Annotated in this window: 16 protein-coding genes; 4 read left to right on the top strand and 12 right to left on the bottom strand. The window is 42.2% G+C overall.

Features of this window, described 5'->3' with window-relative positions:
• The 7 genes from CBG10_RS06345 to CBG10_RS06315 form a co-directional block, all read right to left on the bottom strand.
• Window positions 1–414 (bottom strand): sugar phosphate nucleotidyltransferase (locus CBG10_RS06345; RefSeq protein ID WP_179230713.1); only part of this gene is annotated, 414 nt, incomplete at its 3' end.
• 13 nt (window positions 415–427) lie between these two features.
• Window positions 428–1,087, bottom strand: coding sequence for a sugar transferase (locus CBG10_RS06340; RefSeq protein WP_042746047.1), 660 nt, complete (start codon window positions 1,085–1,087; stop codon window positions 428–430).
• 15 nt (window positions 1,088–1,102) lie between these two features.
• Window positions 1,103–1,837, bottom strand: coding sequence for a CpsD/CapB family tyrosine-protein kinase (locus tag CBG10_RS06335; protein WP_094512058.1), 735 nt, complete (start codon window positions 1,835–1,837; stop codon window positions 1,103–1,105).
• Window positions 1,838–1,849: 12 nt separating this feature from the next.
• Window positions 1,850–2,722 carry a YveK family protein gene (locus CBG10_RS06330; RefSeq protein ID WP_094512056.1) on the bottom strand — a complete coding sequence of 291 codons (873 nt, stop codon included), beginning with the start codon at window positions 2,720–2,722 and terminating at the stop codon, window positions 1,850–1,852.
• A 20-nt stretch (window positions 2,723–2,742) separates the two neighbouring features.
• Window positions 2,743–3,738, bottom strand: coding sequence for an LCP family protein (locus tag CBG10_RS06325; RefSeq protein ID WP_094512055.1), 996 nt, complete (start codon window positions 3,736–3,738; stop codon window positions 2,743–2,745).
• A gap of 417 nt (window positions 3,739–4,155) precedes the next feature.
• A complete protein-coding gene (locus CBG10_RS06320) occupies window positions 4,156–4,554 on the bottom strand; it encodes a winged helix-turn-helix transcriptional regulator (RefSeq protein ID WP_094509488.1) in 399 nt (132 codons plus the stop codon).
• 105 nt (window positions 4,555–4,659) lie between these two features.
• Window positions 4,660–5,382: a hypothetical protein gene (locus tag CBG10_RS06315; protein WP_094512053.1), complete on the bottom strand. Its 723-nt coding sequence runs from the start codon at window positions 5,380–5,382 to the stop codon at window positions 4,660–4,662.
• Window positions 5,383–5,598: 216 nt separating this feature from the next.
• Here CBG10_RS06315 and CBG10_RS06310 point away from each other — a divergent pair, with 216 nt between their 5' ends.
• Together CBG10_RS06310 and CBG10_RS06305 are read left to right on the top strand one after the other, a co-directional pair.
• Window positions 5,599–6,174: a helix-turn-helix domain-containing protein gene (locus CBG10_RS06310; protein ID WP_094501720.1), complete on the top strand. Its 576-nt coding sequence runs from the start codon at window positions 5,599–5,601 to the stop codon at window positions 6,172–6,174.
• 9 nt (window positions 6,175–6,183) lie between these two features.
• Window positions 6,184–6,420, top strand: a complete 237-nt coding sequence (locus CBG10_RS06305; protein WP_094512051.1) for a hypothetical protein — start codon at window positions 6,184–6,186, stop codon at window positions 6,418–6,420.
• Between the two features lie 44 nt (window positions 6,421–6,464).
• On the opposite strand, the gene CBG10_RS06300 is transcribed toward CBG10_RS06305, so the two are convergent.
• From CBG10_RS06300 to CBG10_RS06285, 4 genes are all read right to left on the bottom strand, one after another.
• Window positions 6,465–6,977: a hypothetical protein gene (locus tag CBG10_RS06300; RefSeq protein ID WP_094501716.1), complete on the bottom strand. Its 513-nt coding sequence runs from the start codon at window positions 6,975–6,977 to the stop codon at window positions 6,465–6,467.
• A 44-nt stretch (window positions 6,978–7,021) separates the two neighbouring features.
• Window positions 7,022–8,524 carry a glycerol kinase GlpK gene (glpK, locus tag CBG10_RS06295; protein ID WP_094501714.1) on the bottom strand — a complete coding sequence of 501 codons (1,503 nt, stop codon included), beginning with the start codon at window positions 8,522–8,524 and terminating at the stop codon, window positions 7,022–7,024.
• A 134-nt stretch (window positions 8,525–8,658) separates the two neighbouring features.
• Window positions 8,659–8,844: a 2-hydroxymuconate tautomerase gene (locus CBG10_RS06290; RefSeq protein ID WP_003663508.1), complete on the bottom strand. Its 186-nt coding sequence runs from the start codon at window positions 8,842–8,844 to the stop codon at window positions 8,659–8,661.
• Between the two features lie 82 nt (window positions 8,845–8,926).
• Window positions 8,927–10,756 (bottom strand): cation:proton antiporter domain-containing protein, encoded by a 1,830-nt coding sequence (locus tag CBG10_RS06285; RefSeq protein WP_094512050.1) that lies wholly within the window; start codon window positions 10,754–10,756, stop codon window positions 8,927–8,929.
• A gap of 138 nt (window positions 10,757–10,894) precedes the next feature.
• On the opposite strand from CBG10_RS06285, the gene CBG10_RS06280 reads away from it, so the two are divergent.
• Complete coding sequence (locus CBG10_RS06280) at window positions 10,895–12,298, top strand: C69 family dipeptidase (RefSeq protein WP_094512048.1); 1,404 nt, start codon at window positions 10,895–10,897, stop codon at window positions 12,296–12,298.
• A gap of 66 nt (window positions 12,299–12,364) precedes the next feature.
• Here CBG10_RS06280 and CBG10_RS11500 read toward each other — a convergent pair whose 3' ends face one another.
• Window positions 12,365–12,865, bottom strand: coding sequence for an LPXTG cell wall anchor domain-containing protein (locus CBG10_RS11500; protein WP_225359332.1), 501 nt, complete (start codon window positions 12,863–12,865; stop codon window positions 12,365–12,367).
• An 88-nt stretch (window positions 12,866–12,953) separates the two neighbouring features.
• Between CBG10_RS11500 and CBG10_RS11190 the strand changes: the two genes are divergently transcribed.
• A partial coding sequence (locus CBG10_RS11190) for a hypothetical protein (protein WP_458251632.1) occupies window positions 12,954–13,700 on the top strand: 747 nt, incomplete at its 3' end.

Below are 13,700 nucleotides of genomic sequence, written 5' to 3'. Positions count from 1 at the left end.
GACATGGTAGCCAAAGACCGTGGCGCCATCAGTTTTTTTCGCTGCTGATTGCACAAGGTCCGATAATCCAGCGCCGTAATAGATATTGTCCCCTAAAATCAAACAAACACTATCGTCACCAATAAAACCTTCGCCGAGAATAAAGGCTTCGGCGAGTCCATTTGGCTGGTCTTGCACCTTATAGGAGAAGTTTAGTCCTAAATTGGTCCCATCCCCTAAAAGTTCTTGAAAAAGGGGCATATATTCTGGAGTAGAAATTACCAAAATATCCCTAATTCCGGCTAGCATCAAAGTCGATAGCGGATAATAAATCATCGGCTTATCATAAACCGGAATCAATTGCTTTGAAATACCACGCGTAATTGGATAAAGACGGGTTCCTGACCCACCAGCTAAAATTATTCCTTTTGTCATTATATTCCCCCGTTTAATATGATCCATTAGGCTTAATTACAATGCCAACTGTCTTCCAAATAATCCATAAATCAAACATGAAACTAGCACGTTGAATATACTGAATATCCAATCGAACCATTTCATTAAATCCTACTTCATTTCGTTCTGTTGCCTGCCATAACCCAGTACAACCAGGGGTTACGTATAACCGTTGTTTATCATATTCACTGTATTCAGCAACTTCAGATGGTAGCGGTGGTCGGGGACCAACTAAACTCATCTCACCCTTAATCACATTTAGAAATTGCGGTAATTCATCTAAACTATGTTTACGAATAAAATGGCCGATTTTAGTTATCCGTGGATCGTCCTTCATTTTAAACATTGGACCATCAACGTCATTTTGTTCTTTGAGTTCTGCCAACATTTGATCGGCATTAACAAACATTGAACGAAACTTATACATCTCAAATGCTTTACCATTTTGTCCAATCCGCTTTTGTTTATAAAAAATTGGTCCATGATCTTCGAATTTTATTAAGATTGCAATAATAAACATTAAGGGACTCAAAATTATAATTCCACAAGTAGCTGCCAAAAAGTCAAATACCCGTTTGACACTATGATAGATAAAACGTGATTTTATCTTATCTCGATTAAGTAAAGCAACTTTGCTTTCCAACAATTTCATCCCCCATTATCTTTTTTATTTATTTGTATCCTCTCCGTAGCCATATCCGTAGGCGGCATCCCCATCGGCATTAACATCGTTCATTACATAACCTAACAAATTAGCATGTGCTAAGTTAAGGAGCTCAACGGCTCGCTTAACAGCTAATTTTTGGGTTTGTCCTTGTTTTACAACTAAGACAATTGCATCCAGATGACGTGAAAGAATCTGCGTATCAGTAACTTCCAACATTGGTGGTACATCAACGATCACCATGTCATAAATACCTTTAACTGTATCTAACAAAGTCTTCATTCGTTGTGAGTTTAATAACTCTGCTGGATTTGGTGGAATCGGTCCTGAAGTTAGGATATCAAGATTCTCCACTCCACTGGACTGAATAATTTCTCGTAAATCAACAGAGTTAGTTCCGCTAGTCAAAATCGTCGTTAATCCATGTTGGTTGCTCTTATTAAAAGTTGCGTGAAGGGTTGGTCGCCGTAAATCAGAATCGATTAACAATACCTTTTGGCTAGTTTGTGCCCACACTACCGCCACATTATCGGTAACTGTTGACTTCCCTTCACCCATATTTGCTGAAGTCATGGCTAAGGTCTTAATTGGTTTGTCAATCGCCATGAAATTAATATTCGTCCGAATCGTCCGGAATTGTTCTGAGATTGGGCTTTTCGGATGGGCAACGGTAATCAATTTGGCTCCATTATCCATGGTGTCAGTTGAGTGCTGTTGTTTACGTTTAAATAATGACATACTCTCTCCTCCTTAAACCCGTCGATTTCCATTTCCGTGACGACGATTATCATCATTGATCTTAAAGTCCTGACTCATCTCAATGTGGTTCACATGACCAAGATTAGTTAAGCCTAGTTCATTAGTAAGGTAATCATCATCGTGCACACTGGTATCCATTAAGTCGCCGATCAGGATGTATAAGAAACTTAAGATTAACCCTAGGACTGCTCCTGCCAATGCAAAGAGTTTCTTATTAGGGAAAGATGGACTATCTGGGGTACTTGCCCGAGAAACGATGGTTACGTTATTAACACTCATAATCTTTTTGATTTGTTGTTTAAAGACATTTGCTACCGTATTAGCAACGATTGCTGATTCTTGTGGATCATCAGTTTTAACTTGAAGAGAAAAGACTTGTGAATTTTGTTGGGTTTGGACACTGATGGCCTCTTTTAATTCAACCGTTGAAAGATTATAACTCTTACCACCCCGTTCTACTACTGCGGGTTGAGCTTCTTTGATTAACCGCCGCGTACCATCCGCATTGGTTCGGTAAACTGCTTTTTGAGCTGGTTTAATAACATGAACTGGGTTCTTAAGTTGCTTACTAGCCTTGCTCAAAATCACCTGGTTAGTAATAATATCCTTATAGGTATTAATCATTTGAATATCGGCTTGCTGATTATTGTAAGCTTGCCCGTTATCGTTACTTTCATGCTTTTGGTTAACCAAGATTTCTGTTGTTGCGGTATATTTCGGTACTACGACGAACTGGGCCACGACATACCCCAATACTCCGGCTAATAATGTCCAAATAATTAACATCTTAATATGTTTACGACAGAGCATCATTAACCGATGCAAATCAATTGTATTATTCGCTGTTTGTTGTGAACTATTCAAGACTTCTACTCCTCATGTATTTAATTTTTTAAACTATTTTGTAACAAGTTGGTGATCCGTTGTTGCTCACTCGTTGGCACAACTTCAAAGGCTTGACCATCTTCATTTTGCCCCCGTCCTTGCGCATGATCTTGAACGATGTGTTCGTTAGTATCACGATAACTTTGTGCTAACCGCATCATATCATTGAAGGTCAAATCGGTTTGTGAGTTATCAGATACTGACCGTAAGAATGACCGATTAAGGACTGTCTTATATGAAACAGACTTCTTAAGTAAAGCAGTGATTACTAACCGTTGCCGTTGTTGCCGACCATAGTCACCATCAGGATCGTCATACCGCATCCGACTGAATTGAAGGGCCTTTTTTCCATTCATGTGGTAGGTCTCACCCTTCTCAAAGTGATAGCCTTCATAATCAAACGTCAATGGGGACTTGACATCAACTCCACCGACTTGATTGATTGCCTTTTCCAAACCACCCATGTTGACTAAGACATAGTAGTCAATTGGGATATTGAAGTGGTCCTGGATCGTATTAATTGATTCCTTGACTCCCCCATAGGTATAAGCAGCATTGATCTTTGCTGGTGAATATTGCGGATAACCAGGTAAGCTAACCTTCATATCCCGCGGAAGACTAACAATCGTGGTCGTCTTCGTCTTCGGATTCAAGGTCATTACCATGATCGTATCCGTCCGACCCTTGTAGTCCCGACCAAGAGCACCAGTATCAGTTCCCAATAACAGGATTGATACTGGTCGCTTTTGTTCAAGTACTTTTTGCGCATCTCGTGACTTAGTGGCACCAGCATTGTTATACATATCATCAGTCGTTGACTTCAGATTATGCCATGCCATCCCCGCAAAGAACAACGCAATCAATATTAAAACACCAACAACTGACCAAAAGATTTTCCATCCGCGGTGCCGTCGATGATGTCTATGGTGATGATGGTGTCCATGTTGACGCATCTGCTCGTCATTATTCAAGGATCGATTATTTTCGTCTGACATAAAAAATTCTCCCATACATTTGACTTTCTTTTCGATCCAAAAGACTCAAGTTAATCTACTGAAACCTACATTAATAACTAGTTATAAGTCCTTCCAATCGATACGGATAGCCAATCAAATTTAATAATTACTTAATATATTATTAGGAATGAAAACTATTTAGTCAAGGAAGAATTTTATACCTTTTTCACAAACAGTTTCCATATAAATTATAGTATTATCGTCATTATTCTTCTAAGTGCGCTATAAAAGTATTGATAATCGCTTATCATCTTTCAAGCATCCCCGTATTTCAATTTAATTACATTTTTAACAAATCATGAAACAAAAAAGAGACTGAAAAAATTCATTTCAGGTCTCTTCTAAGATAACGTGCAAATTAATCACAAGACAGTAGACTAATTTGCATTCCCTTTGCTACATATACTTATTAAGCTTCTCATTAAACTCTATCAGTTCTGACATACTAGCATCTTTTTCCGGCTCAACAATCTGCGTGGAAACTCGGTTAGCGGAGTCATCCATTTGTTGTCGCCCCCAGACGCTCATGGTTAGGACCATGTTACGCAAGTCATTACCATCATCGGTCAATGAATACTTGTTTTCTTCATCAACAACTGGATTAACAATTCGCAAGTTCTGCAAGGATGTTATTTCTTCTTTAAGAGCAACATCTGTTAAATCTGGTAGCAATTGATGTAATTCCTCAATGGTAAATGGCCGAAAGCCTAACCAAAAGATAATCCGTGGTTGCCAGCGATCTTCTAAAACATCTAGTGTGTATTTTACGCCACACTCATCTTTCTTTTCAGTCATAAAAATGCTCCATTCTATTACTTAAGCTACTCCTCTTCACCACCTATTATAACAAGCTAATGGACTAATGTTTAATTATTGTGCATTTTTGTGCTGCTTTTTCTCTCAGAACTTATTTATCACCCGTTTTACTTCTTTAACAAGTTCAGCGGGTGCTTCTTCGCCATATACCTTCTTATGAGCCTTGTTCAGAATATGTAAAACTGTGCGGATAAAGAGATCAAGTGCCAACTTACGAAGTTTCGTATAAACACAATAATCACCAAAGTAGGTTCGTTCGAAGAGTTCCCTTTTCACCTTCCCCAGGCGATGCATCCAGTATTCAAAGAGGGAAAGCTGGTCATTAGCAATTTCATCAGCGGCACTTACAATTCGCCGAAAAGTGCGCTCAGAAGTAGCAATTTGGACATGGTATTTGTCTCCTGCTCGGCCATTCATAATCATTTCTACCCTCTTATCACTCTCTAACTCACTAGCGTCCTCCATCAAATGAACCATGTAATAAATAACCTGTTCATTTGATGATCCACAAGTTGGCACTAGGCGATGGTGACCGGCGACATACCCCCGTGTTTGACAGCCAACCTTAGCAAAATGTACTTCCATTTCATACTCATAAATTAGGTTCGCCTGTGCAAAGCGACTAAGGACATCTTTCAACCGTTCCCGAATAAGCAGCTGTTCCCCATCGGCAGTTAAGACAAACGTTCGATTTTGATCGTAAGCCGTTAATAGTAAGGTGTTATCCCACCGAACCAGGTAGTTTGCCACCTCCCCATCAATTTTTAATTTATTCAGCATGCTCATATCAATTGTTTTACGAACCACAATTATCTCCTCCAAGCAAATCTTAAAAAAATGCAAATCCGCTGTAAAACGATTCACTTTTAATTTGAATATTAAGATACTGGGATAAATTTGCCCTGTCAACGTCTTTTTAGGATACTTTCGCCCTATTTTATCGTTCGCTAAGACGACAGATTTTTTGGTAAGTTAACGGTACTCAAGAGCTCTTGAGAATATTTTCAAAGGATGTTCTCAATAATGAATTACAAAAAAATTTCTGACGGTTTAACTTTTCTGATGAGCGATAAGCGGATCACGATTATCCATGGAGTATTAAAGAGTCTCGGGATCTCACCGCGCCGGGACGACTATGATGATTTTGTCCAAGATGCTTCGATTATCTTTGCCCAGGCCTACGCTGATTTCTTGCAGGAAAAAGATGAAGTCGAGAATGAACGAGACTTGATGTGCTTTGCTTACCAACGGATGCGCTGGCGGTTGCTTGACCGGTTACGGCGGCAACAACTTGAAAGTTTCCTCTTTAATTACACCCTCGACAACGAAGAAGATAATCATGACTACGACGAGACAATGGTTGACCATTCAGCGACCGCCCCATTTGCTCACCTAGAAAATAGCGACTTTCTTAATTACCTCTACCACCATTGTCCCCGCGTTCAACAACGATATTTGATTGCTAAACTCAACCACCATTTGAGTGACCGGCAAATTGCGGATGAATACCAGGTTAGTCGGGCAGCCGTTTCGCAGTGGCGACGCGGAGTAATTACCCGTGCCCACCAGCTTCGTGCTAAAATGAAAGGAGAGTTTTGAGGTGAGAATGTGGAAAAACGTAAAATTGACTGCCAAGCTAAGCGGCTCCATATTAAGTATGATGGCGAAGATCGCGATGATGAGTGCGTTAATGAGCTTAGCATTTATCAGAACGCTGACGAGTCTGAGCTGCAAATGCTGGTGTCAAATATTGATTTTGATAATATCAGCCATGATAATACTTTTGCGCTGACAAAGGAGGACGCGAGGGTATTGATTGACTACTTGCAAAAATGGATAGAATAGAAAAAGCAGGTCTGGATTGCTCCAGGCCTGCTTTTTCTATTCACTTACTTGATCTTTTCCCGATCAAAACTTTCACCCAACATCTTCCAATAATCCATGATCATTGCAAAGTCAATTGGACCTTGAATTCCGAGGTCGAGTTGGGTAATCTTTTGTAATTCATTACTTAATAAGACCCGGAAATCAGTTAATTTAATAATCGTCGAATGAGGCGATGGTGGGACTAAACTAAGGACGTGATCCATGAGGCCTTCAATTAAACCAGCATAGAAGTCCATTAACTCATCGCTTGGCAAGGCGGTTGGTTCTAATAAGTTATCCCGTTCGTTATTAAAAATCTCATACCACCGTGCCATGGAGTTCCAATAGGCATTGTAAAGGCGTTTACTTTCCTTATCAGCGTATGCTAACTGGTAACGGCTTAAAACTTTCCATTGTTCTAACAAATCAACATAGAGTGATTCATGAGGGAAAGCCGTATCTTCTCGGTTTTCCTTAATAAAGCATGCCAAATCATCAGTCATCTGAACCGGTGTTTTCATTTTCATTTTTCTCATTTTCCTTTTATATTAGTTTGCTGAATGGTGATCGGTATTTTTAGTTAATTTTTCCCATAAAATTGTGCAGCTGCAATGGCCCGTTGCCATCCCCGATACAAGTCAGCTGCCTTTTGCGGATCCATCTGCGGATCAAACTGGTCGCCAATCCGTGATAGCTTCCGTAACTCATCCTGGTCTTCCCAGAAATCAACGGCCAATCCAGCGAGAAAGGCTGCTCCCAGGGCGGTTGTTTCTTCCATCGCTGCCCGCTTGATTGGCGTTTGTAAGATATCGGCCTGGAACTGCATCATAAAGTTGTTCCGTGATGCTCCCCCATTAACCGTTAGTGCTGTTAGTGGTAATTGGGTGTCCTTGACCATCGTATCGACAACATCTTTGGTCTGGTAGGCAATGGCTTCCAAGGTTGCACGGATGATATGTCCCCGTTCAGTTCCACGGGTAAGGCCAAACATTGCGCCCCGCACTTCTTGATCCCAGTACGGTGCGCCCAGTCCCGTAAAGGCGGGGACGACATAAACGCCGCCTGTTGTCTTGGCATCGACAGCCATTTGTTCGGACTCGCTTGCCTTATCAAACATCTTGAGACCATCCCGCAACCATTGAACGGCAGAACCGGCCACAAAGATACTCCCTTCAAGCGCGTAATGGGTTTGTCCATCCAGACCGTACGCAATCGTCGTCAACAAGCCGTTATCCGAAAGCGTGGGTTTTAGTCCCGTATTCATGACGATGAAGGCTCCAGTCCCATAGGTGTTCTTGATTGAACCTTTATCATAGGCTGCTTGACCAAAGAGGGCTGCTTGTTGGTCACCCGCAATCCCGGCAATTGGAATCTGGACACCATAGAAGTGGTAATCACCGGTATAACCGTAGATTGCTGAACTTGGCTTTACTTCTGGCAGAAGCGACTGGGGAATATCAAGCAAGTCAAGGATATCTTGATCCCACTCGAGGGTATGGATATTAAAAAGCATCGTCCGGCTAGCGTTAGTCACATCCGTTGCGTGGACCCTCCGTCCTGACAAGTTCCATAATAACCAAGTATCGATGGTCCCGAACATCAGGTCTCCCTTCGCTGCTTTTTCTCGGGCACCAGGGACATGGTCAAGGATCCACTTGATCTTAGTGGCCGCAAAATATGAATCAATCACTAAGCCGGTCTTCTGGTGGATCATATCCTTATAACCATCTTTAATCAATTGTTCGGCAATGTCGCTCGTTTGCTTTGATTGCCAGACAATTGCGTTATAAATCGGCTTACCGGTATGGCGATCCCAAATAACCGTCGTTTCCCGTTGGTTAGTAATCCCAATCGCCGCAATTTTATAGGGTTTGATCTGGGACTTAATCATTACGTTTGAAATCACCGACTGAACGCTATCCCAAATCTCCAGGGGATCATGTTCGACCCACCCTGGCTGCGGGAAGTATTGAGGAAATTCCTGTTGGCTGATCGCAACCTTATTTCCGTCATGGTCAAAGATAATCGCCCGTGAGCTCGTCGTTCCCTGGTCAATCGCCATGATATATTGTTGTTCACTCAATTATATTCATCCTTTCGCTGCTAATTGCGAGCAGTTTCTACCTATATAATAGGAAGAAACTTGATGGATTTTAGATCATACAAAAAAGCCACCGTGCAAAGACTGAACTGCCTCCCCCGATGACTCTCTTGTTGTTACTTGTCGCTGACCATCTTACCAGCTACACTATAGCGGTCTTTGCGCATCTCATTCAACACGATATGCACCCGTTCGGCAGGAACATTGGCATCCTTTGAAATTGCTGCTGTAACATCCTTTACGAGAGCCTTTAACTGCTCATCGGTCCGGCCTTCAATCAAGTCGATATGAACTAATGGCATAATCCGTGCCTCCTTCTAAATTCATTTAAAATCTTACCATAAGAGCGCTTTTCCGGCAATTACATTAGGTCAAAATATTAAATTATTTTCGCCCTTGTAAATTTTCCCGGACTTCCTCAGCTGCTTGGCGGTCACCAGTAAAGAGAATATGATCGCCGTATTCTAGCACTGTATCCCCATGCGGATCAATTGGCTTGCGATTTCTGAAGATTCGACTAATCGTAATTTTGTTAACAAACGGTAAAGTATGCAGTTCGCGTCCACTATACCGGCTGTTTAACAGTGTAGCCTCATATAGTCCCGCCTCGGTATCGGTCAACATCCGCAAGATCAATGGTGATTCAATCAAGGCCCGCAAGACACTGCTTTGGACATTGAAACTATTAAAGATTTCAATTCCTTTTTCACGAAGAGCACTAACATCTTTGGGATCAAGACGGGGATTATTTTGACTAGCAATCACCCGTTTTACCCCATGTTCTTTGGCGATCTGAGCTAACCGCGCGGACTTATGATCATTTAAGAATCCAACAACGATAATGTCACAATCAAAGTAGCCGCCTTGTTCAAGGGACTCCACGTCAAGTTTAGGCATATATTCTAAATGTTTCACCTGACTATTATAAATCTTGAAGTTATTTTCATTGTCCGTAACCATCCGCACATCATACCAGTTCTTATATAATTGTTGGGAAATCGGGACAGTTAAAGTATTGGTTCCGATAAAGTTTACCTTTTGTTTGATTAAGTCCGCCTTCTCAAGTTTGTAGGTTGAATTAAATGCAATCGGCGCAATGATACAAACAATAACAGCAGCCAAAGTGAAAGCAGCTGATTGCGCTTGGGTAATTGCATGCAGGTTGCGAGCAACTTCCAAGGTCGGCAAAACCAAGGTAATCGTCGTTGCTACCAAGAAACTTCCCGCAAATGAGTTCCGAAGCTTAAACCGACGGCGATAAATTATCATGGTTGGCAACTTTGCCAAGATAAAGCCGATGACCAAAATCGGGATCAGGGCAAGTGCTTGGTGGTTAGCAAATAAGTTCTTCAAGTCGAGCCGGTCGCCGGTCATGATAAAGAAAAACGGAATCAAGAACCCATAACCAATGGAGTTAAGCCGGTCTTCCGTAGTCTCACTCGGTTGAAGCAGTTTCATCACCATTCCTGCTAAGAAAGCCCCAAGAATATTTTCCGCCCCGACTGTTTCCGCAATCGTTACCAATGCAAAAATCAAGAAGAAAGCAAGGCGAATGTCTAGCTGGGTTGTTGATTTAGAAATTTTGTTAAACCAGACATATGGTTGCTTGAAACGGCGCAAAAGAACAAAAGCAGCTAAGAAAAGCAAAACGATCAGCCATAGTCGCCGAGCGTTTCCCCCATTAATTGTGGCATAAAAAGTTAATGCCAGCATCGGGACAACTTCTCCTAAAACAGCGGTTAAAAGGATCGTCTGTCCGACCGGCTTTTGTAAGATATCCTTTTCCTTAAGTGTCGCAATAACTACCCCGAGGGAAACTGTTGAAAAGATAATCGTTGCTAAGAGAACGTCATTGAATAAGTGCAAGCGACTAATTATGATTGCAATAATCAGAGCGGTAGCAATAATGAGGCCAAATGCTTGCGAAGCCATCACGACTGGCGACTTACTATCACGTTTTTTCCCGGGTGTTTTCCGGAATAGGTCAAAATTAATTTCCATCCCGGACAAAAACATTAACATAATGACCCCCATCGACGACATCATATTAAGGGTCCAGTTGGGGTTAACGATATTTAAGAAACTTTTCCCAAGAATAATTCCTGTAATAATTTCAGCAATGGCGGTCGGAATTGAAGAAACCTTAAACCGCGCCATAATAATAGGAATAATTAACGCCGCTAACATAACGATTAACAGTGATAATTGTTGCATATTTTCTTTCTCCCTTCCTATTTTATACAGCAATATTATATACTTCTTAACTTGAAATTAAAATATTCTAACTAAATCGACTTAAATCATTGTTCGCGGTACAATTAATATATTACACAAAAGGAGAATTTATTATCTATGGGGAATAAATTAACTGCATGTACAAGTATATTAATTGGAAAGGATGCTAGTATCGACGGCACGATCATGATTGGTCGAAATGAAGATGCTAAGGCTGCCTGGCCCAAGCACATGGTTGTTCACCAGCGTGGCGAAATGTCCAAGCACTTCATCTCTAAGGATACCCGTTTAGAGCTTGACTTGCCAGAAGAAAGCGCTCGATACACGGCGACTCCCGAATGGACAGATAAAGATGGTTTATTTGAAGAAGACGGGATTAATGAATACGATGTGGCAATGAGCGCAACCGAAAGTGCTTATTCGAATGCCCTTGTTTTAGGCTATGATCCGCTAGTTGAAAATGGGCTAAACGAAGAAGCAATGATCACCGTGGTGCTACCATATGTCAAAACTGCTCGTGAAGGGGTTCAACGCCTTGGTAACTTGATTGCGAAGTACGGAACTGGCGAAACTAATGGAGTACTCTTCGCCGATAATGACGAGGCTTGGTACTTTGAAACCGGTGCAGGTCACTATTGGGTTGCGCAACGGATTCCGGATGATTCATACGCGGTGGTGGCAAACCAGCTAGCAATTCAAGAGATTGACTTTAATGATTCTGCCAACTTCATGTTCCATCCGGGAATTCAAGAATTTGTTGAGAAACATAATTTAAACCCAGATCCCTCAACATTTAATTTCCGGAAGATCTTTGGGACGGCTGATCGATCAGACGCGATTTACTCTGAACCGCGGGTATGGGTTGGTCATCAAATGTTTAGTCCTAGACAAGCAACTGATGAAACCCCGGAATCAACTGAACTACCATTTATCATGAAACCCGACCATAAGTTATCGATCTTTGATGCTCAAAGTTATCTCAGTAACCACTATGAAGGCACTGAATTCGATCCGCTTGGGCATGGTGAACATGCTCATAAATACCGGCCAATTAGTTTAGCTAAGACCCAAGAGTCACATATTTTACAAATGAACCGACCGGGTGCCAATATTCACTGGTTAGCAATGGGGGTCGCTGCCGAAAGTACCTATGTGCCATTCTTCAACGGCATTACTGATACGCCAGCCCCTTACAAGCGTGGAAAGTTGCCAGCCCAACTCAACTCTGCTTACTGGATTTTCAAGCATGCTAGCGTGTTAGTTGATAGCCACCTGCACGACTTTCTTCCTTTGTTACGGGACGTACAAAAAGAACGAAACGCCGCGGCCATTAAGATGATTGCGGAAACTGATCGTCGCCTCCCGAGCCTTAAAGGTGAAGCACGAGCAACCTTCTTAACGCGGCAAAGTGACGACTATGCGACCGATACTTTAAATGCTTATAAGAAGTTAAGCCTTGAATTGATTACCAAGATGACTGATTATTGTGAATTAAACTTTAATACAGATGAGAACCTGTAAGGCAAAAAAGAAGCAGCTCCTAAGTTGGAAATTCCAGCTTAGAGGCTGCTTTTTGTATGCACCTAATTATTTATTATCTTCGTGGTGTTTTTTCTTCTTCGCAATTAACAAGAGTAAGACTGCTTCTAATGACATTAGACCAAGTAATTCAGCCGTTGTTTGACTGGCATTACCAGTTTGTGGAAGCTTCTTATTTTGCTGACTGGTCTTGTTTACATTACTGTTTGCAACTGAGTTTTGGGCAGTTAAGTCAACAGTTGTGTGCTTATCAGCAACAGATACATTTGTATTTTCAAGACCGGAAGCATTTGTACTATTAGTAATACTCAAACTCAATGAAGCTGAGCCGTTTCCAGACCCATTCGTCGACATTGAACCAGCGCCACTGTTATCTGGGAATGGCGTTACTGGTGATTGACTACCGCTAGTTGATTCGGATCCATTAGTAGATGAAGAATTACTAATTGAAGTTGAAGTACTTTCACTAGGATTAATCGATGTGCTTTCGCTTGTCGAAGGTGATGTACTTGAACTTATTGAAATCGATTCACTCGTACTAATCGACATTGATACTGAATCGCTAATTGACTCAGACGGGTTATCTGGGTGTGGATTTACCGGTGAGTCACTGTTTGAGGTTGAGAAACTGATTGAAGTGGAAACTGATTCACTGGTGCTTAAGGATGTTGACGCACTCGTGCTTGCGCTCGTTGACGCACTTGTTGACGCACTCGTTGATGCACTTGTTGATGCACTTACTGACGCACTCGTTGAAGCACTAGTTGAGGCACTAGTCGAGGCACTTACTGAGGCACTCGTTGATGCACTCGTGCTTGCGCTCGTTGACGCACTTGTTGAGGCACTAGTTGAGGCGCTCGTCGATGCACTCGTTGACGCACTTGTTGAGGCGCTCGTTGACGCACTCGTGCTTGCGCTCGTCGAGGCGCTCATTGAAGCGCTGGTTGATGCACTTGTTGAAGCACTTGTTGAAGCACTTGTTGATGCACTTACTGAGGCGCTCGTCGATGCACTCGTTGATGCGCTTGTTGACGCACTTGTTGAGGCACTCGTTGATGCACTAGTTGAGGCACTAGTCGAGGCACTTACTGAGGCACTCGTTGACGCACTTACTGACGCACTTACTGAGGCACTCGTTGACGCACTTGTTGACGCGCTCGTGCTTGCGCTTGTCGAGGCGCTCGTTGACGCACTCGTTGATGCGCTGGTTGACGCGCTCGTTGACGCGCTCGTTGACGCACTTGTTGATGCACTAGTTGAGGCACTTGTTGACGCACTCGTCGATGCACTTACTGAGGCGCTCGTTGATGCACTCGTGCTTGCGCTCGTTGACGCACTTGTTGAGGCACTTGTTGAGGCACTAGTCGATGCACTCGTTGACGCA

Origin of the sequence: Limosilactobacillus reuteri, from assembly GCF_002254085.1 — a bacterium.
Lineage (GTDB): Bacteria > Bacillota > Bacilli > Lactobacillales > Lactobacillaceae > Limosilactobacillus > Limosilactobacillus reuteri_K.
This window is presented reverse-complemented; position numbering and strand designations above follow the sequence as displayed.